Here is a 24,306-nt window from a genome sequence, read left to right on the forward strand (position 1 = left end):
CGAATTTGCATAAGGCGCACCCGACCCCGTGGCGAGAAAAGTCAATCTGTACAAAAAGGCCCTGCGCGGCCTGAAACGCTCGTTCATTATTGTCGGGCTGTTCAGCGCGGCCGTGAATATCCTGATGCTGACCGGCCCGATGTTCATGTTGCAGGTCTATGACCGCGTACTGTCGTCGGGGTCTGTGGCGACGCTGCAAGGTCTGTTTATCATCATGGTCTTTGCCTACGTCTTTCTTGGCATCTACGACTTTTTGCGTGTACGCGTCCTGTCGCGTGCGGCCTATCGGCTGGATCAAAAGGTGGGGCGGGCCGCCTATGATATCTGGGTGCGCTCTGGCGTGCATCAGGGCGGTGCCGCACCGCGCCCGCTGTCTGATCTGGCCGTGGTCCGCGGCTTTCTGACCAGTCCCGCCGTGCTTGGTTTTTTCGATCTGCCGTGGATTCCGTTCTATCTGATCATCGTCTTTATTGTGCACCCGTGGCTAGGATATCTGGCAATTGCGGGTACATGCGTCGTGATCGCGCTGGCGTTGATCAATCAGTGGCTGACCCAGAAACATCTGGCCAAGGCCATGCAGATGGACGGGTCCGAGGGCTTTTTCGTCGATCAGGCGCGCCGCAACGCCGAAACCATCCTGACGCTTGGCATGAACGATCCGGTGGCGAACCGCTGGGGTGACATGCACGTCGACGGGCTTGCCACCGGCCAAAAAGGGGGTGAGCGTGCCGAAGGGTTCACTGCCGCGTCCAAGGCGTTCCGCATGCTGCTGCAATCCTCGCTTTTGGGGCTGGGCGGATATCTGGCGTTGCAACAGGAAATCTCGGCTGGAATGATCGTGGCCGCGTCTATCATTGCAGGCCGCGCGCTTGCCCCGATTGATCAGGTCATTGGTGCATGGCGCAACGTGGTCCGCGCCCGCGAGGCGCACAAACGGCTCAAGATGGTGTTTGACCAGACAGCCGCCGCCCCAGACCCGATCAACCTGCCTGATCCAGAGGGGCACTTGCAGGTGATCAGTGCCACCAAATTTGCCCCCGCAACCGAACGCCGCAATGACCGTGCGCCGATCCTTGATCAGGTCAGCTTTACGCTTGAACCTGGGGACGCGCTGGGTGTCATCGGGCCAAGCGCGTCCGGCAAATCCACGCTGGCGCGCGTGCTTGTCGGCGCATGGCCGCTTGAGGCAGGCGAGGTCCGGCTGGACGGTGCAACGCTTGATCAATGGGATCCGTCGGCGCTTGGCAGACACATCGGCTATTTGCCGCAGCACCTTGAATTGCTGTCCGGCACGATCCGCGACAACATCGCCCGCTTTGATCCGCAGGCCGAAGACAAAGACGTCATCGCCGCTGCCAAGATGGCTGGCGTGCACGACATGATCCTGCATCTGCCTGACGGATACGCCACGCAACTTGGCTTTGGCCTGCATCCGCTCTCGGGCGGACAGCTGCAGCGGATCGGACTGGCCCGCGCCGTGTTCCGCACGCCGCGTTATGTTGTGCTGGACGAGCCCAACGCCAACCTTGACGCCAGCGGCGACGAGGCCTTGCGTAGCGCCATCGAAATGCTGCGGGCTGCCGGATCAACGGTGATTGTCATGGCCCACCGCCCCAGCGCCATTGCAGCCGTCAACAAGGTGCTGGTCATGCACGCGGGCCGCGTCGCGCAGTTCGGTGACAAGGCCGAAGTGCTGCAAAAGGCCACCCGCCAACCCCAGATACCGGAGCCCGTCTGATGAGCATGCAGATGAACGACGCGCCCACCCTAAAGACCGGTTTTCGCTGGCCCGCGATCCTTGGCGTCATCGTCACGATGGCCTTTGCCGCCGGGGCAGGGGGCTGGACATGGCTAACCGAGATTAACGGCGCGGTCATCGCGCAGGGTGCCGTCGAGGTGGCAAGCCGCCCCAAGTCCGTGCAGCATCTGGATGGCGGGATCATTGACGAAATCCTTGTGTCAAACGGCGACACCGTGGACACCGGTGATGTGCTGATGCGCCTTGATGCGACCCTGCTGGCCGCCAATCTGGCGATCTACCAAACCCGTCTGGCCGAGGCGACGGCCCGCCGCGACCGGCTTGTGGCCGAACAGGAAGGGCGCGACACGATCACGTGGACCCCCGTTGATCTGCCCGCTGACGTGGTCGACATCAACATCATCCGGTCCGGTGAGGATGAAATTTTCCGCTCGCGTCGTGAACTGCAGGATGGTCGTCGCGAACAGCTGGCCGAGAAAATTCTGCAATTCGACAACCAGACCGAAGGCGTGCGCGGTCTGATCACGTCCAAGCAGGACCAACTTGATCTGATGGACACCGAAATTGCAGCCACGCAAACGCTGGTGGATCGCGGTCTGGCCCGTGACAGCCAGCTTTTGGGCCTGTTGCGCGGACAGGCGGATATGCTGGGCCAAATCTCTGAACACACGTCAGAGCTTGCCCGCATCGAAAATTCTATCCGCGATACAGAGCTTGAGATTCTGCAGATTGATCGTCAATTCCGCGAAGGCGTGGTGACCGAATTGCGCGACGCCACGACCGAACGGCAGGAGTTGTCACAGCAGATCTTCAGCACCGAAAAGCAGCTTGAACGGGTCGAAATCCGCGCGCCCGATACGGGCCGTATCCATGAATTGCAGTTTTCCACGATTGCAGGCGTGGTGGCCCCCGGTGCCGTGATCCTTCAGATTATTCCGCGCGATGACGACCTGCGCTTTGAACTTCAGATCGACCCCGCATCCGTCGATCAGGTCTTTCCCGGGCAAGAGGCCACGATCCGCTTTCCCGCGTTCAACCAGCGCACCACCCCTGAGCTGACCGGCAGCGTGCTGGATATCTCGCCCACCTCGGTCATTGACGAGGCGACAGGCCTGTCATTCTACCGTGTAGGCGTCACCATCCCGACGGACGAACTGGCCCGCCTTGGCGATCTGGAACTGGTGCCGGGGATGCCTGTGCAAGCGTTCCTGCAAACCGGAAAACGCACCGTGTTCAGCTATCTGACCAAGCCGCTGACCGAACAACTGACGCAGGCCTTTCGCGAAGAATAACCCCGCTTTGCTCAGGCGCTTTGGGCGCAACTGGCGATCGCGTCGCACACACCGCCCGTCACTTGCACCGCCGCCGCGCCGCAGGAATTACCCGCCGTCAGACAGGCATCAAGCGGGGCACCAACCAACCACTGCGACAGGAACCCTGCGTTAAACGCATCCCCCGCACCGGTGGCATCCAGCACAGTCGCAGGGGGCGGCAGTGCATCCAGCACATCAGTCGACCCCGCCCGTCTTGCCTGCGCCCCGCGCTTGCCCCGCTTGACCACCGTCAGCGGAGCAGGGCAATCAGACAGCCCCAAAGCCAGCAGCGCCGCGGCTTCAGTCTCGTTTGGCAAAAACACGTCAACCGCAGCGATCAGCTTGGCAACGGCAGGATCAAACATGTCCTGCCAACTACAATCCAGCGACACCGTCAGCCCCGCCGCCCGTGCATGGGTCAACAGGTCGGGATGCTCTTCCAGCGTGCGTAACTCACCAATATGCAAGTGCCCGTATCCGTGCAGCGTGTCGGCTGAGAAATCGGGCAGGGCAGGGCCATCGGCGCGGGTCAGAAACGAACGGTCCCCGTCGCGCGTCATGGCCACAGTCACCTGCGGATCAGCCCCGTCTTGCGCCACTTGGCACAGACTTGGATCAACCCCGTGACGCGCCATATCCTGCGTTACGATCATGTCGAAAGGTGCCGCAGGCAGATACGACAACTGCGTCACGGCAAAGCCCAATCCGGTCAGCGTCGCACCGGTAATAAACGCGCCGCCCCCCGCATGCAGGGCCAGCGACGGTGCAAAAACCTCGGTCCCCGGTGTTGGCAAGCGCGGCACATCTGCGAACACCAGATCGCAATAGAGCCTGCCCGCACAAAGCACCGGTTTTGTCACGTCAGCACCTCTCCGCTTTTGGCATCAAAGACATGCAGGTTTTCGGGTGCCGCGCCCAATTGCACGGTGCTGCCCACATCGGGCGGCGTGCGGCCATCCGCCTTGGCAATGATCTCGCCCGCAGGCGTGTCGACGTAGATCAGCGTTTCTGACCCCAGCGGCTCGCGCAGCGTGACCGTGCCTGTAATAATTGGATTGGCCGGATCGGGGTGCAGATCGTCAGGGCGCACCCCAAGCTGCACAGCGCCGTTTGTCTGCCCTGCAAGTGCGGGAAGCGCGACACCATAGTCCCCCGCCAATTGCACTTTGCCGTCCGTCAGTGTCCCGTCCAGCAGGTTCATCGACGGCGCGCCGATAAAGCGGGCGACAAAGGTGTTGGCGGGTTTGTGAAAGACTTCCGCCGGGGTGCCGACCTGCTGGATATGGCCGTCTTTCATGATGACGATCCGGTCGGCCATGGTCATCGCCTCGACCTGATCGTGGGTCACAAAGATGATCGTGTTACCGACCCGCTGGTGGAGTTTCTTGATCTCAAGCCGCATCTGCGTGCGCAGTTGTGCGTCAAGGTTCGACAGCGGTTCGTCGAAGAGGAATACCGCCGGATCACGCACCATCGCACGACCGATTGCAACACGCTGACGCTGACCACCGGACAAGGCGTTTGGCTTGCGATCTAGCAGCGGCACCATGTCGAGGATCGTTGCAACCTCTTGAATACGTTTCTCTTTATCCGCTTTGGGCATCTTGGACGACCGCAGGCCAAAGGCGATGTTTTTCTTCACGGACATATGCGGATAAATGGCGTAGTTCTGGAATACCATCGCGATGTCACGCTCTTTCGGTTCCAGATTATTCACCACGCGCCCGCCGATCTCGACCTCGCCGCTGGTGATTTCCTCAAGCCCCGCGATCATCCGCAGGGTGGTGGATTTACCGCAGCCCGACGGGCCGACAAAGACCACAAATTCTCCATCCTCGACGGCCAGCGAGATGCCATGCAGCACCTCTGTCGTGCCATAGGATTTGGTCAGATTGTGCAGGGCAAGATTGGCCAAACTCAGGTCTCCGATAATTGGGCGAAAGCGATATTGCGGGCAATATCGGCGTTGGTGATACGGCTGGTGCGCACCGATGCGGCACCTTTGATCGTTGCGGTGTCGCGGGCGCTGTCGTCAAGCGCGGTGGCCAATGCTGCGGGGGCAGGGCCGCCGATCCGGTCACGCAGGGCAACGAAGTTTTCGGGGCTGACGACATGGGCAAAGCGGGCTTCGTCCAGTGTTGTTGCGCGGTCGGTGACGCTTTGGAATTCGGCGGCAAAGGTATCAAAGGCCAGCGACAGCGGCGCACCGTTCAGGCCGCGGGCGACGGCGGCGGCTATCTCGTGGGCTTGGCGGAAGGTCAGGCCTTCGTCGCGCACCAACGTGTCGGCCAGTTCGGTGATCGTGATACTGGCAGCGTCGGTGTTGCGGCGGACGTTATCGGCGTTGATCGTGCAGGCGGGCAGGAACGCGGTCAGCAGGTCCAGCACGCGGCCACCGCTTTCAAACGAAGCATAGCCTGCCTGCTGCACCTCGCCCTCACTATCGTTCATGTCAGTGAAGGGGGTGTTGTGCATCGTGTTGACGATGGTATCGCAGCGCCCGCATGTGACAGAGGACAGGTGGCGCATGTGCTCGATAGGGACCGGATTCCGCTTTTGCGGCATGATCGAACTGATCTGTACCAAAGCGTTAGGGACGTAGAGTTGGCCCACCTCGAAGCTGGACCAGAAGGCGAGATCCTGAATGACACGGCCCAGATGCAGGAACACAAGCTTAATCGCGGAATAGAGGCCGGTGACGTAATCGACGCTTGCGATGCAGCCGTAGGAATTGACCAGCGAGCCTTCGAACCCCAGTAGATCGGCCATCCGATCGCGGTCGATGGGGAAACCTGAGGTCGTGATCGCGGCGGCCCCCATGGGGCAGTGACCGAGGCCGTCGATGGCGGCAGAGAGGCGGGTGGCGTCGCGGTTCAACACCTCGATCATGGCAGCAAGGTAATGGCCAAAGGTTGTGGGCTGCGCGGGCTGGCCGTGGGTGTAGGCGACGATGAGGGTGTCGGCCTCCGTGCGGGCCTTTTCGGTGAGGGCGTCGGTCAGGGTGGTGATCTGGGCCAGCATGGTTTCGGCGCGGGTGCGCAGGGCCATTTTGAACAGCGTGTGGTCCATGTCGTTGCGGCTGCGCGCAGTGTGAAGCGCGCCGCCCAGATCGCCCAAGCGGCGGCGCAATTCGGCCTCGACAAAGAAGAAGTAATCTTCGTTCTCGCCAGTATATTGAAGAGCAGTCACGTCGGTGTCTTTGTCAATCGCATCTAGAGCCTGCGCAAGTTTGGCACCATCACCGGCCGTCAGGATTTCCGTCTCGACCAGCATCACAAGGTGCGCACGATTGATCGCGGCCATATGCGTCGCGTAGTGGGTTTTCACGCCCTCAAATAACGGCGCTAAAACGGTGTCCTTGTAAACAGGGTCAGGGAATTTTGAGGTGTCTGTCATCCTTTCAGACCCGCCATGACAACGCCGCGAATGATGAAGCGTTGGAAGATGAGGAACACGACCAGTGTGGGAATCGTGGAAATTGCCGCGCCGGTCATGATCAGTTCCCACGCCACGTCAGCCTCATCCCCGAAACCCGACAGGCCCACGGGGATCGTGTACATATCGGTGGAGTTGGTGACTATCAGCGGCCAGAGGAAGGCGGTCCAGTTGCCGAGGAACACGAAGATTGCGAGGGCGGCTAACGCGGGTTTGACCAGCGGCATCGCGACGGTCCACCAGATTTGCAGTTCGTTCAGGCCATCGATGCGGGCGGCTTCGATGAAATCGTCGGGGACGGATTCAAAAAACTGCTTCATCAGGAAGGTGCCGAAGGCTGTCATCAGACCGGGGAACATGATGCCCCAATAGGTGTCGAGCCAGCCGAAGGATTGCGACATCAGATACCACGGGATCACCAGCATTTCGGTGGGGATCATCAAGGTCGACAGGATCGCGATGAACACGATCATGCGGCCCGGGAAGCGGAATTTGCACAGGGTGTAGCCGACGAGTGAATCGAACAGCAGATTACAGATTGTCGTGATCGTCGCGATAATGATGGAGTTCACGAACCACCAGTAGAACCGCCCGTCCTCAAGGACATAGCGGTAGTTGTCGATCGTTGGCTCTTCGGGGATTAAGTTGACGTTGTAAACCTCGTGCGGCCATTTTAGCGAGGTCGAGATCATGTAGGCGATGGGCATGATCATCGCGATGCCGCCCAAGAACAGCAGCAACCAGCGGATGATTTGGCCCATGTTGCGCGGCTTGCGCGATGCCTTGGGGTTCAGCAAAGCCTCGGTCGTGGCGCGGGGGATGTCGGGGGTTGCGACCATATCAGTTGCTCCGCAGCAGGCGCAGCTGGATCAGGGATACGATCAGCAGGATGGTGAACAGGACAACCGTTTGCGCGGCGGCATAGCCCATGTCGAAGCCGTTGAAAGCGGTGTCGTAGATCATCAGAACCAGCGGTTTGGTTGCATTCAAAGGGCCGCCAGGATTGTTCGTAGTCATGTTGAACACGTGGTCGAAAATGCGCAGGAACCCGATAGAGGAGAACACCACAATGAACACGATTGTGGGGCGTAGAAGGGGGAGGGTGATTTGCGTGAGGACCGTCCACCAGCCAACGCCGTCGATTTTTGCGGCCTCGTAATAGCTTGTGGGGATTGCGCGCAGGCCTGCCATGAAGATGATGACCTGAAAGCCCAAGCCGGCCCAGACAGCAGGGGCGAGAACGGCGGGCAAGGCATTGGTGGTGGATTGCAGAAACTTGATCTGCGGGATGCCGAAACTGGCGAGGATGTTGTTGAACAGGCCGATTGGCACGTCTTGGTAGAACCAGCGCCAGACCCACGCCATTGCCACGGCGGATGTCATGAACGGCAGGAAATACAGCATGCGCAGGAAGCCGTGCATGAAGCGCACTTTGTCCAACTGGTAGGCAATTACGAAAGAGATGACGAGAGAAATCGGCGTGCCAAGCAACAGGTAAACAAAGGTATTTTGAAACACCTTCCAGAACACCGGATCGTTCCAGAGCTTTACGTAGTTATCCAGCCCCGTCCACGTGCGATCACCCAGCAGGTTCCATTCCTGAAAACTGATAAGGAAGGCGTTGCCCGTCGGGTAGAAGCGGATCACCGTGTAGAACAGCACCGGAATGGCCAGAAAGCCCCAGGCCCAGACGATCTGTTTCTGGCGGATGGTCAGATTGCGATACATGCAGCAGCCTTAGCAGAGGAAAAAACCGCCCCGGCAGGGAGAAAGACCGGGGCGGGGAAGACGGTGATTACTCGCTGTAATACTCGTCAAGGATCGCTTGTTCGGCGTCCGCTGCAACGGCAAGACTTTCGGCAGGGTCCATGCCTTCCAGCTGGATACGCTCGACCATTTCCACCAGAACCTGCCGCTGGCCGCTCTCGTTGGCGAATTTGGTGGTGTTGGCATATTCCAGACCGCGGATGAACGGGCCGAAGGTTTCATCGTTGGCGTTCGCCTCGGTCATGCCGACGGATGGCTTGGCGGGCAGTTCGCCCACGGTATCCAGCCAGATCTGCATCGCCTCATCGGAGGTGATATACTCCATGAACTTGACCGATGCGTCATACCGCTCGCCTTCCGCCTTCGTGGTGATCGCGTTCACCCAGTAGGAGGAATAGTTGGAGCGTGTGCCGTCGGATGTGGCGGGCAGCTCTGTCACACCCCACTCAAGCCCGCGGGTGCCGTTGAGCGACCCGATACGGAACGATCCGTCGATGTGCATACCTGCGCGGCCTGCTTTGAACGCGGCTTGCGGCTCATCCATGAAACCGATGGCGGTCACGGGGTTATCGCCCATGAACATATTTGTATAGAACTCAAGCGCTTGCATGCCTGCGTCGGTATTGTAGTTCACCGTTTGGTAGTCGTCGGTATAAGGCTCCCCGCCGAACTGGCGGATCAGACCCTCGCGCCACCAGTGGTGATCCTGCGCTGTCATGCCAGCCGTGATGCCGACCTGCGTAAGGTTGCCTGCACTGTCGGTTTTCGTCATCGCGGCGGCGGCGGCCATCATTTCGTCAAGCGTTTCTGGCGGGTTTTCAATGCCAGCCTCTTCCATCAGGCGGGTGTTGTAGAACAGCGCGAGGGACCGCACAGCCGTCGGCAGCGCCCAGTAGTTATCGCCGTCCTTCATCGCCTGCACCATCGGGAAGAAGTTTTCGTCGATGTCAGCGGCGGCAAATGTGTCGGCGGGCAGCGGCTGGATCAGATCGGCCTGCACGTAGTCGTTCAACCAACCGTAGAACAGCTGCACCACGTCAGGGCCTTCGCCCGCAGGGATCGCGGCGGCCACCTTCGTGCGGTAATCGGCGTAGGGGAAGTGCGTCATGGTGACGGTGATATCGGGGTTTGCGGCCTCGAAGTTTTCGATCAGGATTTCCATCGCCTCGACACGGGCGTCAAAGAAATACTGCCAATATTCAATCTCAACGGCGCTCGCATTGGTCGCGAAAAGTGCTGTGGATGATGTGAGGCCCGCGAGGACCAGACCTTTCAATCGTGATGTCATTGTAAATTCTCCCTAGATGGCGGTTCTTTTGCGAACTCATTTTATCATGGTTAACTCAAGTCGATTGATAATTCAAATGATTTGAGTTAATCCCGACGCATGGCCATCCAACCCCTTCAGCAAGGCAGCAATGCCGAACGATCGCGACACAGAAACCGCAAGGCGGTGCTGGGGCAGGTGCGGGCGGCTGGCACGATGGGGCGGGCCGAAATTGCGCGCGCACTGGCGCTGACCACGCAGACGGTGTCCAACATCATTGCAGAGCTGTCTGAGGACGGGATGCTGCTGGAAAAAGGACGACTGAGCGCGGGGCGCGGCCTGCCTGCTATTCAATACGGGCTGAACCCTGAGGGGGGTTATGCGCTGGGGATCGAAGTGCGGCCCGACGCGGTTTTCGCAGCCCTGCTGGATTTGCAGGGGCAGGCGGTAGTGACAGAGCGTGTCGCGCTGGACGACAATACACCCGCCGCTGTTTTGGGTCTAACACAGGCAATTTACGGCAGAATGCTGGCGCAGGTGCCAGCCGCGACGAACCGGATGCTGGGCGTGGGTATTGTCATGCCGGGGCCGTTTGGCGTGACGGGCATCGCTGGTATGGGGACCGATCTGACCGGCTGGCAAGAGGTCGATGCGGCGGCACTGTTTGAGGATGCGCTGGATCTGCCCGTCGTCCTGAGCAATGACGCCAACGCCGCCGCCATGGCCGAACGGATCAGCGGTGTGGGGCAGGGGATTGCCTCGTTCGCCTACCTCTATTTCGGCGCGGGGCTTGGCCTTGGGCTGGTGCACGGGGGACAACTGGTGCGCGGTGCCTTCGGCAACGCGGGCGAGATTGGCCATATTCCGGTGAACGGGGCGAAGCTGGAGGACGGATTAAGCCGCCTGTCGGTGCAGCGGCACATGGCAGCAGCGGGCAAGGACGCGCGCGACATTGATGCGCTTGAGGCGTTGTTTCAAAGCGGCGATGCGGACCTAATGGCGTGGCTTTCTGGCGCCTGCGAGACGCTGGGCCACGCGATGACGATTGTTGAAAATATGTTTGATCCGCAGACCGTGATCTTGGGCGGTGCGATGCCGGATGTGATCCTTGATTATCTGGTGCAGAATACTGCGCTGCCCGTAGTTTCAGTGTCTAACAAAGCCGATTTACCGCATGATCGGCTGGTGCGCGGGGCCTCTGGCCGGATGACCGCGACGCTGGGCGCGGCGGCCCTGATCCTGAACAATGCGCTATCCACCCCGCTGGCCCAAGCCCACTAAAGGAGTGCCGCAATGCCCCTGACCGACCCCGCACGCCTTGCCGCCGAACGTGATAGCCCGCGCATCGTGGCGCTGTGGCAGGCGCTGGTGGCGCTACGCTCTGTCGTCAGTTTTATGAACACCGGCGCGCATCCTGATGATGAGACATCCGGCATGCTGGCCGCGATGCGGTTTCGGGATGGCTGGGATATTTCCTACGCCTGTTCCACGCGGGGTGAGGGCGGGCAGAACGATGTTGGTCGCGAAAGCGGGGCGGCACTGGGGGCGCTCAGGACCGCCGAGATGGAAGCGGCCTGTGACCGGCTCGATTTGCGGATGTATTGGCACGGCGTCAGCCCTGATGATCCGATCACCGATTTCGGGTTCTCAAAATCGGGCGAAGAGACGCTTGCGAAATGGGGTCATGCCCGCACGTTGGAGCGGTTTGTCTGGATTATCAGGACAGAGCGGCCCGATATCATCTGCCCCACGTTCCTTGATGTGCCGGGGCAACACGGACATCACCGCGCAATGACGCAGGCGGCACACGAGGTGATCGCACTGGCGGCTGATCCTGATTATGCGGACTGCGATCTGGACCCGTGGCAGGTGAAGAAGATGTATCTGCCCGCGTGGTCTGGTGCGGGTCAGGCCTATGACGACGACCTGCCACCGCCGCCCGAGACGACGCGGATTGACGGCACAGGGCGCGATCCGGTGACGGGCTGGCCCTATGCGCGGATCGGGCAGCAAAGCCGCGCGATGCACGCGACGCAGGCGATGGGGCATTGGGCGGACGAAGGCCGCGCGTATCCGCTGCATCTGGCCTATGGCGAAGAGGATGGCTTGCCGCAGACCCTACGCGATTTGGGGCAGGGTGCTGCGCAGGACGCCTGCGATGCAGCGGTTGCGGCGTTTCCTGATAGTGGCGCGGTGTTGGAACATGCGCTTTCGGCGCTCAAAGCGCTGGACGGCGATCATCACAAGGTGCAGCGCAAGCGTGAACAACTGGCGCGGGTGATCCATCTGGCTGCGGGTGTCGATGTGCAGGCGCGGCTGGCTGATGATCTACTGCATCCCGGCGATGCGACCGTGCTGCACTCTGCTGCCTATTGTGATGTGGGCGAAGTGGCCGTGACGCCTCTCTTGCCCGACCATTGGACGCAGGACGGCGATGCAATCTCGCTGGGCGAGAAGGCCAAGATCAGCGATCCTTATCCGCCGGTCTATCTGCCGAACCAGCCCGCTGCGCCTTGTATAGAGACTGTTTTGCGCGTGGGCGACGTGGATGTGGTGCAGCGCCAAGCGTTTGAAGTGCCGCCTGTCGTGATCCCTGCGCGGTCCGCGACGGTGACGCCAGTCGGTGATATCGTCAACCTTGCCAGCAGCAGGCGCGGGGTGACTGTGACGGCGCGGAATGTGACGCCTGCGAATGCGCAGGTGGGCGTGAAAGCGCCCGACGGTTGGCGCGTCGGCGGTGAGGGGTCGGTGACGGTCCCGGATAGTGCAGAGGTGGGGCTTTATGATCTGACGCTCACTCTGGACGGCGCGGCGGCGCAGAGCGTGCAGCATATCGAGCATCCGCATACCGCACCCCGCGCGCTTTTTACGCCAGTGGTGACGCAGGTGCGGGTGATGGAGGTGGCGCTGCCAAACGTGTGCGTGGGCTACATCGGCGGCGGGAATGACCGCGTGGGGCATTGGCTCGCACGGTTGGGCTGCGATGTTGTGGACCTGTCGGGTGAGGAACTGACGGAGGCGGCGCTTGCGGGCTGCGACACGCTAGTGATTGGCATCTTCGCGATGCGGTTTCGTAAGGGGCTGGCCGAGGCAATGCCGCGCATTCATGCGTGGATTGCGGCGGGTGGCACACTGGTAACGCTCTACCACCGCCCTTGGGATAATTGGGATGCCGATGCCACTGCGCCGCTGCGGTTGGAGATTGGCCAACCGTCGTTGCGGTGGCGTGTGACTGACGAAACGGCAGAGGTTGATGTGTTGCAGCCGGAGCATCCGTTGCTGAACACGCCGAACCGGATCACAGGCGCGGATTGGGACGGGTGGCATAAGGAGCGCGGGCTTTATTTCGCGAAGGACTGGGATGCGGGTTATGTGCCGCTGCTTGCGATGAATGATGCGGGGGAGGCACCGCTGAAGGGTGCTTTGCTGGCGGCTGATATCGGGCAGGGCCGGCATGTGCATACCTCGTTGATCCTGCATCACCAGATGGAAAAGCTGACCGAAGGCGCGTTCCGGCTCATGGCGAACCTGATTGCAAAGCGCGGCTGAACCACGCAACCAAGCGGCGGCGCTCTGGCTGCTGGCGGACATGGCGCTGAACATCTGGGCGCTGTCGATCGTGAAGGCGATCGGGCTGGGGTATCCGGCGTTTCAACTGGTATTCTTGCGGGCCTTCGTCGGGTTGCTGATTATGCTGCCGTTTATCTGGCGGCAGCGGGCGGCGTTTATCGGGTTGCCTGATCTGCACCTGCACGCGCTGCGCGTCGGGTTCTCGGCCATCGCGCTCACCGCCAGTTTCTACGCCATCGCGCGGCTGCCGCTGGCGTTGTTCACGGCGATCAGCTTCACCCGCCCGATCCTGACCATGATCGCAGCGGCGTGGCTGTTGCGAGAGGTGATCACACGCGACAAATGGCTTGCGGCCATCATCGGATTTATTGGTGTTATCATCGCGGTGAACCCGACAGAGGTCGCGGGCGACTGGGGCTTGGCCGCGCAGGTCGTTGTCGTGCTGGCGGCGACGGGGGCAGTGATCACCACACGCAAACTGGTCGCGGCACCGACTGTTGTGATGATGACCTTCTACACCGCTGGCCTGACGATACTGACAGCACCCGTTGCAGCCCTCACGTGGCAACCGGTAACAGCGGACCAATGGCCCGTTCTGCTCGCCATCGGCGTCTTCGCGCAGTCAGCGCAGTTCTGTTTCCTGCGCGCGCATCGTTACGGGCAGGCGGGATTCCTGTCGGTGTTGTCCTATGCCAGCCTCGTGTTTTCGACGACCGTGGGGTTCTTGGTGTTCGACGAAGTGCCAACGGTAGGCTTCTGGATCGGGGCGGCGCTGATCGTTGCGGCGACCATGTGGATCACGTTATGGCGCGAACGCCGCCTGCGACGGCAAGCTGACTTGACTTGATTGCCGCGATGGTTGTGCAATGGGCGCAACCGGACCCAAGAGGCACCCCATATGACATTCCGCTTTTCCCTGACTTTGGCCGCAACGCTGGCCGCCACCACAGCACTCGCCGAAACGACGATCAGCCACGGATATTCCGCCTTTGGCGATCTGAAATATCCCGCTGACTTCACGCATTTCGACTATGCCAACCCCGACGCGCCCCAAGGCGGGACCATCGCGCAGCGGCAGCTATATGGTACGCCGACATTCGACAGCCTGAACGTGTTTATCGTCAAAGGCGACAGCGCGCCCGAGGTGGCAATCCATGTCTATGACAGCCTGATGGTGGCCGCGTCGGACGAACCGGATGCGATCTATGGCTTGCTGGCCGAAACCATCGAATACCCAGAGGATCAGTCCTACGTGATCTTCAACATGCGCCCCGAGGCACGGTTTCAGGACGGAGAACCTGTGACAGCCGACGATGTGGTGTTCACAATTGATGCGCTGAAAACCGAAGGGCATCCGTTCTACCGCAACCTGCTGGCGGATGTGGAAAGCGTGACGGCTGAGACCGACCACCGCGTGCGGGTTGATTTCGCCGAAGGGGCGGGTGGTAGTATCCTTGGCACGGTTGGTGAGCTTGCCATCTTGCCGCGCCATTTCTACGACAGCGTGGATTTCGCGGATACGTGGATGGACACGCCGCTGGGTTCCGGCCCCTATGTGGTGACGCAGGCGGACCCGTCGCGCACAATCAAATTCTGCCGCGATCCCGATTACTGGGGTAACGATTTGGCGGTGAATGCGGGCAAGCATAATTTTGAATGTTTCGCCTATGAATATTTCGCCGATGACACCGTGGGGCTAGAGGCGTTCACGGTGGGCGAATACACGATGCGGGTTGAGAACCGGTCCTCAAACTGGGCCACAGCCTATGACTTTCCAGCGGCCGAAGCGGGATATGTGCAAAAGCTGATGATCCTCGACGGGCGGCCAGCCAATGCGCAAGGCATCTGGTTCAACATGCGCAACGAGGTGTTTCAGGATATCCGCGTGCGCCGCGCGATGGAGCTTGCGTTCAACTTTCAATGGACAAACGAAACGCTGTTTTACGGCACCTACAACCGCACCGACAGCTTTTTCGAGAACACCGAGATGCAAGCGACAGGCATGGCGGAAGGGGCCGAACTGGCCTTGTTAGAGCCTTTCCGCGATCAACTCCCCGAAAGCGTATTCACGCAGCCCGCCTATGAACCCTATGCCGGTGTCAGCACCCCGCGCGACCGCAGTGCGCTGCGCGAGGCGTCGCGTTTGCTGGATGAGGCAGGCTGGGAAGTGGGCGATGACGGGATGCGCCGCAATGCAGCGGGTGAGGTGCTCAGCCTCGACTTTCCAGGCAGTAGCCGCAGCCTTGAGCGGATCCTCGTGCCGTTTACCGAGAACCTGCAAAGCATCGGGGTGGATGTGGCCTATGATATCATCGACCCCGCCGCGTTCAGCGAACGGCGCAATGTCTGGGATTTCGACATGACGCTGGTGGGCTGGGGCGTGCCGACCACTCCGGGGGCCACGATGCGGGCGTTTTACGGGTCAGCGGCGGCGGCCAGCGACGGCAGCAACAATTTGACAGGTATCGCCGATCCGGTGGTTGATGCGCTGATCGAGGAGATCGTGCAGGCGGAAAGCCGTGAGGCGTTGTTCACCGCCACCCGTGCGCTGGACCGCGTTTTGCGCGACCGCGTGATCTGGATCGGCAACTGGTATCTGGGCGCGCACCGCACGGCGGTCTGGGATATCTTCGGTATGCCGGATGAGCCCGCGATCTATGACTTCAACCGCGGCGTGGAATTCTGGTGGCTGGATCAGGACAAGTATCAAACGCTGATCGACGCGGGCGCTTTACCCGACACCTTCAGGTAGACGCAGCCCCCACTGGCGTCTGACGGTCCAGCAGATCACCCAGCACAGGATGCGGGAACCGGCGCGGCAGCGTGACGGCAAAAAACGGCTCGGCGATGCCCAGATCAAACGGGGCCGTCGTCAAAAGCCCGCTTGCGATTTCATCCGCCACGACAACTGTCGGCGCAATCGCCAGCCCGAAACCGTCACGCGCCAGCAGGCGCACCATCGCCATGTCATCCACATTCGCCACGATGCGCGGCGTCACATTCAACCGTGCAAACAGGTTTTCACAGCCCGTGCGAATGGTGCTTTCCGTGGGCAGGATCAGCGGCGCATTCGCCAGCAGACTGGCCAGATCGGGATGCGCCAGATCATCCGCACGTCCGTGGATAAGCACAGGTTGTTCGGCGATACGCTGCACCGCAAAGCGTGTTTCGCCTGCCGGAATTTCGGTGGTCAGCACAACATCCAGCGCCAGCGTCTCAAGATCGTTCAGCAGCGTGGCCGTATTGCCGGACCGCAGGGTGACCGGATAGTCGGGAAATCCCGCCATAGGGGCCAGAAACTGCATCTGGAAATTGCGTGACAGCGTCGACAGCGCACCGATCCGCAAGGGCGGTTTGCTGTCCCCCGATTGCGCCAGCGTCGCCAGCAACTCGTCGCCCGCACTGAAAATCCGGTCCGCATGATCCAGCGCGATCCGGCCCGCCTCGGTCAGGATCAGCTTGCGCCCCACCCGGTCAAACAACGCAAAGCCAAGCCGGTCTTCCAACTGCCTGATTTGCAGCGACAGGGCCGACTGCGCCACATTCAGACGCGCTGCGGTCTGGCCAAGATGGCCTGTCGTGGCGACCTCGCGGAAGTAACGCAGATGGTGATAGTTCAAGCGATCCATTGTTCTATTATACAGAACGTTATGACCTAAATGATATATTTTTCTTATGCTTTTCCTGCCGCTAGGTAACCCCTCAACACCAGAGGAGCCCGCGCCATGGATATCATCATCACAATCGCCAGCACCGTGCTGGAGCAAATGCAAAAACCCACGCTGGCCTTCCTCATCGCTGGCATGATGCTGGCGGCTTTGGGCAGCAAGTTCGAAATTCCCGATCCGGTTTACAAGTTTATCGTGATTGTGCTGCTACTGAAGGTCGGCATGGGCGCTGGCATTTCGATCCGTCAGGCGGACCTGTTTTCGCTTGTTGTGCCCGCCATCGGGGCCGCTGTTGTCGGCATCACTATCGTCCTGATCGGAAGCAGGACACTGGCCCGTCTGAAGGGCGTATCACAGGTTGACGGGCTAGCCACCGCTGGCCTTTTCGGTGCTGTATCCGCATCCACGCTGGCCGCTGGTATGGCGATCCTTGATGACGAAGGCATCGCCTACGAAGGCTTCATCGGCGCGCTTTATCCGTTTATGGACATCGCAGCCCTTGTCACTGCGATTGTGCTGGCAAAAATGGCCACCGCCCGCAAAGCGGCGGCAGGCAACACAATGGCCGACGGCACCATGACGCTGGGCGGGTCCGGCAAAGCCCCAATTGCAGAGGCGGGCCTTGTGCGCGGTATCCTGGTCGAAACGTTCCGCAGTCCGGCTATTTCGGCGCTGATCGCGGGCCTTGCCTTGGGCGTGCTGGCCAAACCCGACAGCGTCTTTGACAGCTTTTACGAACCCCTGTTTCGCGGCCTGCTGTCGATCCTGATGCTCATCATGGGAATGGAGGCATGGGCCCGGTTTGCAGAACTGCGCAAGGTCGCACACGCCTATATCCTTTACGGAATCACAGCGCCAATCATCCACGGGATGCTGGGCTTTGGCGTGGGCGTCATCGCCCATGAACTGACCGGATTTTCTGCGGGCGGGATTGTGCTGCTGTCGGTCATGGCCGCGTCCAGCTCTGACATTTCTGGCCCGCCGACGATGCGCGCTGCATTGCCAGAGGCTAACTCATCCGCCTACGTGGGTACGTCCACCGGACTTGGTACGCCAATCGCTATCCTTAGCATCCCGCTGTTTATCGCGCTGGCGGAGATCGTGGTCGGAACCTGATGGACCACCGGATGCGGGATTACTTAACATAACTCTGATTACACGCCTTAATGGATCACGGCACCACACCCCTTGCCCTGCGGCGCAATTCGGGCCTTTGTGACAGTGGCACTTTGCGACAAGGAACCCTGCCATGTCAGACCGCCCGAATGTTTTGTGGATCATGGCCGACCAGCTGCGCTTTGACTACCTCAGCTGCTATGGCCACCCGCATTTGCACACGCCGCATATTGATGCGCTGGCCGCACGCGGTGTGCGGTTCACCAACGCCTATGTCCAATCCCCTGTCTGCGGCCCCTCGCGCATGTCGGCCTACACGGGGCGCTATGTGCGCAGTCACGGATCAACATGGAACGGCATGCCCTTGCGCATTGGCGAACCCACGTTGGGCGATCATCTTAGGGACGCGGGCGCACGGGCCGTGCTGATCGGCAAGACCCACATGATTGCAGACCGTGAAGGCATGGCGTGGCTTGGCATTGATCCCGCCAGCGAGATCGGCGTGCGCCGGTCCGAATGTGGCTTTGAACCCTTTGAGCGTGACGACGGGTTGCACCCCGACAGCGCCCGGCAAAAGTGGTCCGCCTATGACGATTATCTCGTGTCTCATGGCTATGACAGCGCCAACCCGTGGGAGGATTTTGCAAACTCCGGCCTTGATGAAAACGCAGAGCTGATGTCGGCGTGGCTTTTGAAAAACTCCCGCCTGCCCGCCAATGTGCCAGAGGAACATTCCGAAACCGCCTATATGACCAACCGCGCCATGGACTTCATGACTGACGCGGCCCGCGACGGGCGTCCTTGGCTATGTCATCTCAGCTACATCAAACCCCATTGGCCCTACATCGTGCCCGCGCCCTACCACGCGAAGTATGACGAAAGCCACATCGCAGACCCGATCCGGTCTGCCGCAGAACGGGACACCGATCACCCGCTGCTACGCGCCTACCAGTCGTCCCGCGTCAGCCAAAGCTTTTCACGCGACCACGTGCGCACCCATGTGATCCCCGCCTATATGGGGTTGATCAAACAGCTTGATGACAATCTGGGGCGGCTTTTTGCGTGGATGGATGCGCAGGGCCATAGCAATAATACCATCGTCGTTTTCTGCTCGGATCACGGTGACTACATGGGCGATCACTGGCTGGGCGATAAGGATTTCTATCACGACGTTGCCGCCAAAGTGCCGATGATCATCGCAGACCCCCGCCCCGCCGCAGATAGCACGCGCGGGCTGGTGTCAGATGCGCTGGTCGAGATGATCGACGTGGCCCCTACCGCGATGGCAGCACTTGGTTGCCCGCCCAAACCGCATATTATCGAGGGCCGCGATCTGACCCCGATCCTGCATGGCACCAACGGGTTTTCGCGCCGCTACGCGATCAGCGAACACGACTATCACTGGTCCGAAATGGCCCGCGCCCTCAACGTTCCGCAAGAGGATGCGCACACCACGATGATCTTCGACGGGCGCTGGAAGTATATCCGCTGCGAAGGCTTTGACCCGATCCTGTTCGACTTGCAAACCGATCCGCTGGAACTGAGCGATCTGGGCCGTTCCGACACGGCTGAACATGCTGACGTCCGCGCCCGGATGCAGGCCGCCCTGCTTACATGGGGGCTGCGCCATCACACCCGTATCACAGCCACCCCCGCCGTGCTGGCCGGCCAACAGACCGCCGCGACCGAAGGTATCCTGATCGGCTTCTGGGACGAGGCAGAGTTCGAGGCCGAAACTGGTTTCCCATTTACCGACCTCACGCCCGCAGGCCGCCCCTAGGTCACGCGCCCCTTGGCGTGAAACTCCGGCTTGTCCCAAGCGCGGGTGTCCAGAATCTCGGCCAGAATATCCACCGCCCCGCGCACGTCGTCCTCGTCGATGTAAAGCGGGGTGAAGCCAAAGCGCATGATATCGGGTGCGCGAAAATCACCGATCACGTCGCGTGCGATCAGCGCCTGCATCACCGCGTATCCGTTGTCATGCGAGAACGACACCTGACTGCCCCGCCCTACCCCGTCACGCGGACTGGCCAGCGTCATGTCCGGGCAACTGGCCTCGACCAATGTGATGAACAAATCACACAACCGGATCGAGGCCGCCCGCAGGTCATCCATATCCACGTCGTCCCAGACGCGCAGCGCCTCTTCCAGGGCCGCGAACTGGATCACAGGCGGCGTGCCAACGCGCATCCGTTCAATATCCGGCGCGGGGCGATAGCCTTGCTCGAACGCAAACGGCGCATCATGGCCAAGCCACCCGGCCAGCGCAGGCGCGATATCGGCAATCAGGTCGGGGCGCACATAGATAAACGCGGGCGCACCCGGTCCACCATTGAGATATTTATAGCTGCACCCCACGGCAAATTCCGCGCCACAGGTCGCCAGATCAACAGGCACGGCCCCCGCACTATGGGCCAGATCCCACAGCATCACGGCACCCGCGTCATGCGCCGCTTGGGTAATGGTGGCCATGTCGTGCATCCGGCCCGTGCGGTAATCTACCTGCGTGATCATCGCGACAGCCACGTCATCGCCCATCGCATCAGCAACATCCTCAGGCGCTACGATGCGCAACTCATAACCCTGATCAAGTTGCCGGATCAGACCTTCAGCCATGTAAAGATCGGACGGAAAGTTGCCACTGTCCGACAGGATCACCTTACGATCAGGCCGCATTTTCAGCGCCGCCGACAACGCCTGATAGACCTTCACCGAAAGCGTATCACCCATCGTCACGGACCCGTCAGGCGCACCGATCAGACGCGCCACCATATTGCCCACACGCGCGGGCTGATCCATCCAGCCATCGGCATTCCAGCCCTTGATCAGATGTGCGCCCCACTGGTCGCGCACCATCGCCTGCACCTTGTCCGTCACGCCAACGGGCAGCGGCCCAAGCGAATTACCATCAAGATAGATCATCCCGTCGGGCAGTTCGAAACGGTCTTTCATCGGCAGGTTTGTCATGCGTGGCTCCTCTTTTCGGGCAGACACTACCCTGCCCCGCTCCGGTGTCACCCCCTCTGTTTCGAGCAGTGATGTTCAACAAACTTGCAAACTGTTGAACATACTCTATGCTCAACAAAAATCAAAAGCGTTGAACATGCCTCTTATTGACCGTCATTCCGCAACTGCCCACGCCGCATGGCACGATCTTTTGCGATCCTTGCTGGACGAAGAGATCAGCGAATTGCGCGGCACGCCCACCAAGGTCACGCGCGGCGGGCGCGGGTACTGGTATGACAGTTACCGCGTCGGCACGCAGGTCAAGAAACGCTATATCGGTGAGGACACCCCTGCCCTTGCCGCCCGTCTTTCAAACGCCGCTGCGATCAAATCCGCCACAGCCGAGCGTGCCGGCAATCGCACACGCCTGATCCGTATACTGCGGGCCGAGGGCTTCATGGGTGTTGACGCCGCTACCGGCAGCCTGATGTCAGCCATGGCGCAGGCGGGGGTCTTCCGGCTTGGCGGCACGGTGGTCGGCACCCACGCATTCAGGCTCTACGAGGGCGTTTTGGGCCTGAAATACCGCTTTGATGACATGGCCCAGACCGGTGACATCGACATCGCCAGTTTCGAACGCTTGTCGCTGGCGCTTGAGGATACTGTCTCGCCGCCGCTGACCCAAGTGTTGTCGGATTTCGCGTTTGATCCCCTGCCCAGCTTGCACAACAAAAGCACATGGCGCTGGCGGCAAACCCGCAATGATTTGCTGGTCGAATTTCTGACCCCGTCATTTGACGCCGAAGAAGGGCTGCGTCCGCTCGCCGCTTTGGGCGTCGATGCGCAGGCCCTGCACCACCTCAATTATCTGCTGCGCGACCCTATTCCGGCTGTCGTGCCATACCGCTCTGGCGTGTTGGTGCAAATTCCGCCGCCGGACCGTTTTGCGATCCACAAACTGATTGTGGCCAGCCGCCGGAAAGGCCGGTTGCAGGCACGCAAGGACCGCGCACAAGCCGCGTTTTTGATCACCGCACTGGCCGAAGATCGCCCTGACGAACTGAAAGACGCCTACGTGGCCGCCCGTGCCGAAGGGCCGAAATGGCGTGACAGGCTGGATGAAACCCTGCACCAGATGCCCACCGAAAAACGGCTGTTGGACGGGCTGTAATCAGCCCTCGCGCATCTGGTATTTCATCACGACCTTCGCCAGATCGACCAACATATCCTCAACATCGCCGTCCGCGACATGGGCGTTTTTCAGGGCGATCTGATAGCCCTTTTTCGTCTTTTTCGCCGTCATCGGTATCCCGCGCACATCATAGGGCTGGGTCTGTTCGCCGGTAAAACCGGGGTGCAAAAGCGGGGCCAGACGCTCGCCCTTTTTCAGTTTGGGGATCAGCGCACGATACTGCCGCTTGGGGGTCTTTGCGATATCGACCTGTTCCATAATCGCGTCGCGATACTCAAGGCAGGCCAGCCCCAGCGACACATCCCCCTGCCCTACGCCAAGCCGTTCGGCAATCTCGGTCTGCGTCAATTCCTTAAGGCTTTCTGCCAAAAGCCCGATCGACACCAGCTCTTCAAACCCGTTCAGATCGCGTCGCATCGTGTTTTCGTGGAACCGCTCTTCCAGATCGGCAAGCGCCTGATCCCCCGCTTCTGTGGCGACGATCGCAAGCACAGGCTGGCCTAGGTTGCGGCAGGCTTCCAATCGACGGCGCCCCGACTGGATATAAAAAGTATCATTCGTTTCCAGCGGCTTATCAATGTCAGGCGTCCAGTTTGCCTTGGCCGGGCGCACCCGAATAGGCTGCGTCTGACCACGCCGTTCGATATTGGCAACAAGGGCTGCAAAATCCTCGTCCTTGTCCCAATTGGTCACGCGGTCACTGCCCACGCTGTCCTTGATTTGCGCAGGGTCCAGCGACAGCGCAACGGTGCCAGACATGATGCCCTTGTGCAGCGATCCGTGCGCTTCTTCGATGCGCTGCTTCAGCATGTTCATGGCAGACCCGCCCCACATGCCGCCCATTGCCCCCTTACGCGGCTCGTCTGCCACATCGGTCACGGGGGTGTCGGGAAGGGCTGCGTCTAGTTTGCGTTTGCGGGCCATCAGCTCCAGCGCTCCTCAATGAATGTTTTGGCAAAATCGCGCGGTGGCAGGTCCGGCCAAATCCGCTGCACCAGCGCATCATTCACCGCATTTGCATTTGTCATAAACGCCTTGGCCGATGTACGCCGCGTTTTTGGCGGCAGGTATTCGTAGATGCTTTTGTATTCCTCGGCCGCGTTAGCGATTGCGTCAGACCGACTATACCAGACCTGCATCACCTCGCGCGGGGCCTTGCGATACAGGTCCAGAATTTGGTCGGTGTCCTGACTATTCTGCTCCTGCACAATCGTTGGCAGCACCATGTGCTCCCCTGCCCCGATCTCAAGGTCGGCTTCGAATCCCATGATGAATTCGAGGTATTCGCCAATGTTTGACACATAGGTCGCCAACGTCGCCAGATCGAAACCTTTCATGGTCTGTGGGATGACAACGCTGTCAGCCGCGACCAGCCCGTTCAGCTGCATCAGCGTCAACGACGGCTGCTGGTCAATCACGATCACATCGACGGTTTCAGCCAGTGCAGTTTCGTAGGCAACCATGTCAAAATTCCCGCTGGCGTCGCGCAAATCCGCGATCGGGGTCTTGGGACCATTGCCCTGATCCCACGTCGCGATCGCGTCTTTCAGAACGCGATACACCGGCACCTGGCTTTGCTGGGACATGAAAAACAGGCTGATATCACCGTTCTGAATGTTGGCGCCGCCGGGTATAATCTTGACGCCCGGCCATGGCGACGACTGCCAGATCGCATCAAGTTCAGCCGCGCTACGGTTTGTCAGACGCTGCGCGCCGGGGTCATCCACACCCATAAAATCGGCGAGCGTTGGTGTGTCTTGCTCAAAAAGTGGCAAGTCTTCATCGGCGAAATAGAGGCTGATTGTGGCCTGAGGATCGGCGTCGATCACGCCTACGCGGAGGCCGTAATGCAGGTTCACGTATTGCGCAAAATGCGCGGCAGACAGCGACTTTCCGGTGCCACCTTTCTGCGCGCCAAACGTCACAACCTTCACCGGCGTGTCCTGATCGCGCCAGTAAAGGTAGGGGCGTTTTGCGGCTTTGTTTGAGCCGATCAGCGCACGGATCAACATGATTTCTGACGGTGAAAAGGTCCGTTCCCGCCCGCGCCGTTCACCTTCGGGGAAGAGGGGTTCTTCGCCGGAAATGCGTGTGAGGTATGTTGTGTCGACGCCCAAAAGACTAGCAACTTCCACCATTGAGAACCGCCGTGCGACGCGGGTGCGCAGGGTCAGATCGCGCTGAAGCTTCGTGTTAACAGCGCCCATGACGCGGCTCATATTGCGGATGAACTGCTCGAATTGACCGTAAGCCATCAAATTATATCCACGGAT

General features: G+C 60.3%; 19 protein-coding genes. 9 read left to right on the top strand and 10 right to left on the bottom strand.

Features of this window, described 5'->3' with window-relative positions:
* Positions 1-28: 28 nt before the first annotated feature.
* Both V8J84_RS16420 and V8J84_RS16425 read left to right on the top strand, forming a co-directional pair.
* Positions 29-1,738 (top strand): type I secretion system permease/ATPase, encoded by a 1,710-nt coding sequence (locus V8J84_RS16420; RefSeq protein ID WP_339933192.1) that lies wholly within the window; start codon positions 29-31, stop codon positions 1,736-1,738.
* Entirely contained in the window at positions 1,738-3,051 is a 1,314-nt protein-coding gene (locus tag V8J84_RS16425; RefSeq protein ID WP_339933194.1) for an HlyD family type I secretion periplasmic adaptor subunit, read from the top strand. Before V8J84_RS16420 ends, V8J84_RS16425 begins: the two co-directional genes overlap by 1 nt.
* 11 nt (positions 3,052-3,062) lie before the next feature.
* On the opposite strand, the gene V8J84_RS16430 is transcribed toward V8J84_RS16425, so the two are convergent.
* The 6 genes from V8J84_RS16430 to V8J84_RS16455 form a co-directional block, all read right to left on the bottom strand.
* Positions 3,063-3,932 (bottom strand): carbohydrate kinase family protein, encoded by an 870-nt coding sequence (locus V8J84_RS16430; RefSeq protein WP_339933196.1) that lies wholly within the window; start codon positions 3,930-3,932, stop codon positions 3,063-3,065.
* On the bottom strand, positions 3,929-4,987 hold the full coding sequence (locus V8J84_RS16435) for an ABC transporter ATP-binding protein (RefSeq protein WP_339933198.1): 1,059 nt from the start codon (positions 4,985-4,987) through the stop codon (positions 3,929-3,931). The genes V8J84_RS16430 and V8J84_RS16435 overlap by 4 nt, the downstream gene beginning before the upstream one ends.
* Positions 4,988-4,989: 2 nt before the next feature.
* Positions 4,990-6,468 (bottom strand): argininosuccinate lyase, encoded by a 1,479-nt coding sequence (argH, locus tag V8J84_RS16440; RefSeq protein WP_339933200.1) that lies wholly within the window; start codon positions 6,466-6,468, stop codon positions 4,990-4,992.
* Positions 6,465-7,346 (bottom strand): carbohydrate ABC transporter permease, encoded by an 882-nt coding sequence (locus V8J84_RS16445; protein ID WP_339933202.1) that lies wholly within the window; start codon positions 7,344-7,346, stop codon positions 6,465-6,467. Before V8J84_RS16445 ends, argH begins: the two co-directional genes overlap by 4 nt.
* Before the next feature lies 1 nt (position 7,347).
* Complete coding sequence (locus V8J84_RS16450; protein ID WP_339933204.1) at positions 7,348-8,235, bottom strand: carbohydrate ABC transporter permease; 888 nt, start codon at positions 8,233-8,235, stop codon at positions 7,348-7,350.
* Between the two features lie 67 nt (positions 8,236-8,302).
* On the bottom strand, positions 8,303-9,562 hold the full coding sequence (locus V8J84_RS16455) for an extracellular solute-binding protein (protein WP_339933206.1): 1,260 nt from the start codon (positions 9,560-9,562) through the stop codon (positions 8,303-8,305).
* Between the two features lie 99 nt (positions 9,563-9,661).
* Between V8J84_RS16455 and V8J84_RS16460 the strand changes: the two genes are divergently transcribed.
* From V8J84_RS16460 to V8J84_RS16475, 4 genes are read left to right on the top strand one after another with little or no spacing between them, the layout of a single operon-like run.
* Complete coding sequence (locus V8J84_RS16460; RefSeq protein ID WP_339933208.1) at positions 9,662-10,822, top strand: ROK family transcriptional regulator; 1,161 nt, start codon at positions 9,662-9,664, stop codon at positions 10,820-10,822.
* 12 nt (positions 10,823-10,834) lie between these two features.
* Positions 10,835-13,090 (top strand): PIG-L family deacetylase, encoded by a 2,256-nt coding sequence (locus tag V8J84_RS16465; RefSeq protein ID WP_339933210.1) that lies wholly within the window; start codon positions 10,835-10,837, stop codon positions 13,088-13,090.
* On the top strand, positions 13,074-13,958 hold the full coding sequence (locus V8J84_RS16470) for a DMT family transporter (RefSeq protein WP_339933211.1): 885 nt from the start codon (positions 13,074-13,076) through the stop codon (positions 13,956-13,958). The genes V8J84_RS16465 and V8J84_RS16470 overlap by 17 nt, the downstream gene beginning before the upstream one ends.
* 51 nt (positions 13,959-14,009) lie before the next feature.
* A complete protein-coding gene (locus V8J84_RS16475) occupies positions 14,010-15,863 on the top strand; it encodes an extracellular solute-binding protein (RefSeq protein WP_339933212.1) in 1,854 nt (617 codons plus the stop codon).
* On the opposite strand, the gene V8J84_RS16480 is transcribed toward V8J84_RS16475, so the two are convergent.
* A complete protein-coding gene (locus V8J84_RS16480) occupies positions 15,856-16,740 on the bottom strand; it encodes a LysR family transcriptional regulator (protein ID WP_339933214.1) in 885 nt (294 codons plus the stop codon). The two genes, V8J84_RS16475 and V8J84_RS16480, sit on opposite strands and share 8 nt — an antisense overlap.
* A gap of 96 nt (positions 16,741-16,836) precedes the next feature.
* On the opposite strand from V8J84_RS16480, the gene V8J84_RS16485 reads away from it, so the two are divergent.
* Complete coding sequence (locus V8J84_RS16485; RefSeq protein ID WP_339933216.1) at positions 16,837-17,895, top strand: sodium-dependent bicarbonate transport family permease; 1,059 nt, start codon at positions 16,837-16,839, stop codon at positions 17,893-17,895.
* Positions 17,896-18,028: 133 nt separating this feature from the next.
* Complete coding sequence (locus V8J84_RS16490) at positions 18,029-19,675, top strand: sulfatase-like hydrolase/transferase (protein WP_339933218.1); 1,647 nt, start codon at positions 18,029-18,031, stop codon at positions 19,673-19,675.
* On the opposite strand, the gene kynU is transcribed toward V8J84_RS16490, so the two are convergent.
* Positions 19,672-20,862 (bottom strand): kynureninase, encoded by a 1,191-nt coding sequence (gene kynU / locus V8J84_RS16495; RefSeq protein ID WP_339933220.1) that lies wholly within the window; start codon positions 20,860-20,862, stop codon positions 19,672-19,674. The genes V8J84_RS16490 and kynU overlap by 4 nt on opposite strands.
* A 136-nt stretch (positions 20,863-20,998) precedes the next feature.
* On the opposite strand from kynU, the gene V8J84_RS16500 reads away from it, so the two are divergent.
* Positions 20,999-22,012, top strand: a complete 1,014-nt coding sequence (locus V8J84_RS16500) for a nucleotidyltransferase family protein (protein WP_339933230.1) — start codon at positions 20,999-21,001, stop codon at positions 22,010-22,012.
* Here V8J84_RS16500 and V8J84_RS16505 read toward each other — a convergent pair whose 3' ends face one another.
* Together V8J84_RS16505 and V8J84_RS16510 are read right to left on the bottom strand one after the other, a co-directional pair.
* Positions 22,013-22,957, bottom strand: coding sequence for a ParB N-terminal domain-containing protein (locus V8J84_RS16505; protein ID WP_339933222.1), 945 nt, complete (start codon positions 22,955-22,957; stop codon positions 22,013-22,015).
* The gene (locus tag V8J84_RS16510; RefSeq protein WP_339933224.1) at positions 22,957-24,288 is read right to left on the bottom strand and encodes a ParA family protein; all 1,332 of its coding nucleotides are present in this window, start codon (positions 24,286-24,288) and stop codon (positions 22,957-22,959) included. Before V8J84_RS16510 ends, V8J84_RS16505 begins: the two co-directional genes overlap by 1 nt.
* Positions 24,289-24,306: the final 18 nt, after the last annotated feature.

It is taken from the genome of Yoonia sp. 208BN28-4, assembly GCF_037543925.1.
Lineage (GTDB): Bacteria > Pseudomonadota > Alphaproteobacteria > Rhodobacterales > Rhodobacteraceae > Yoonia.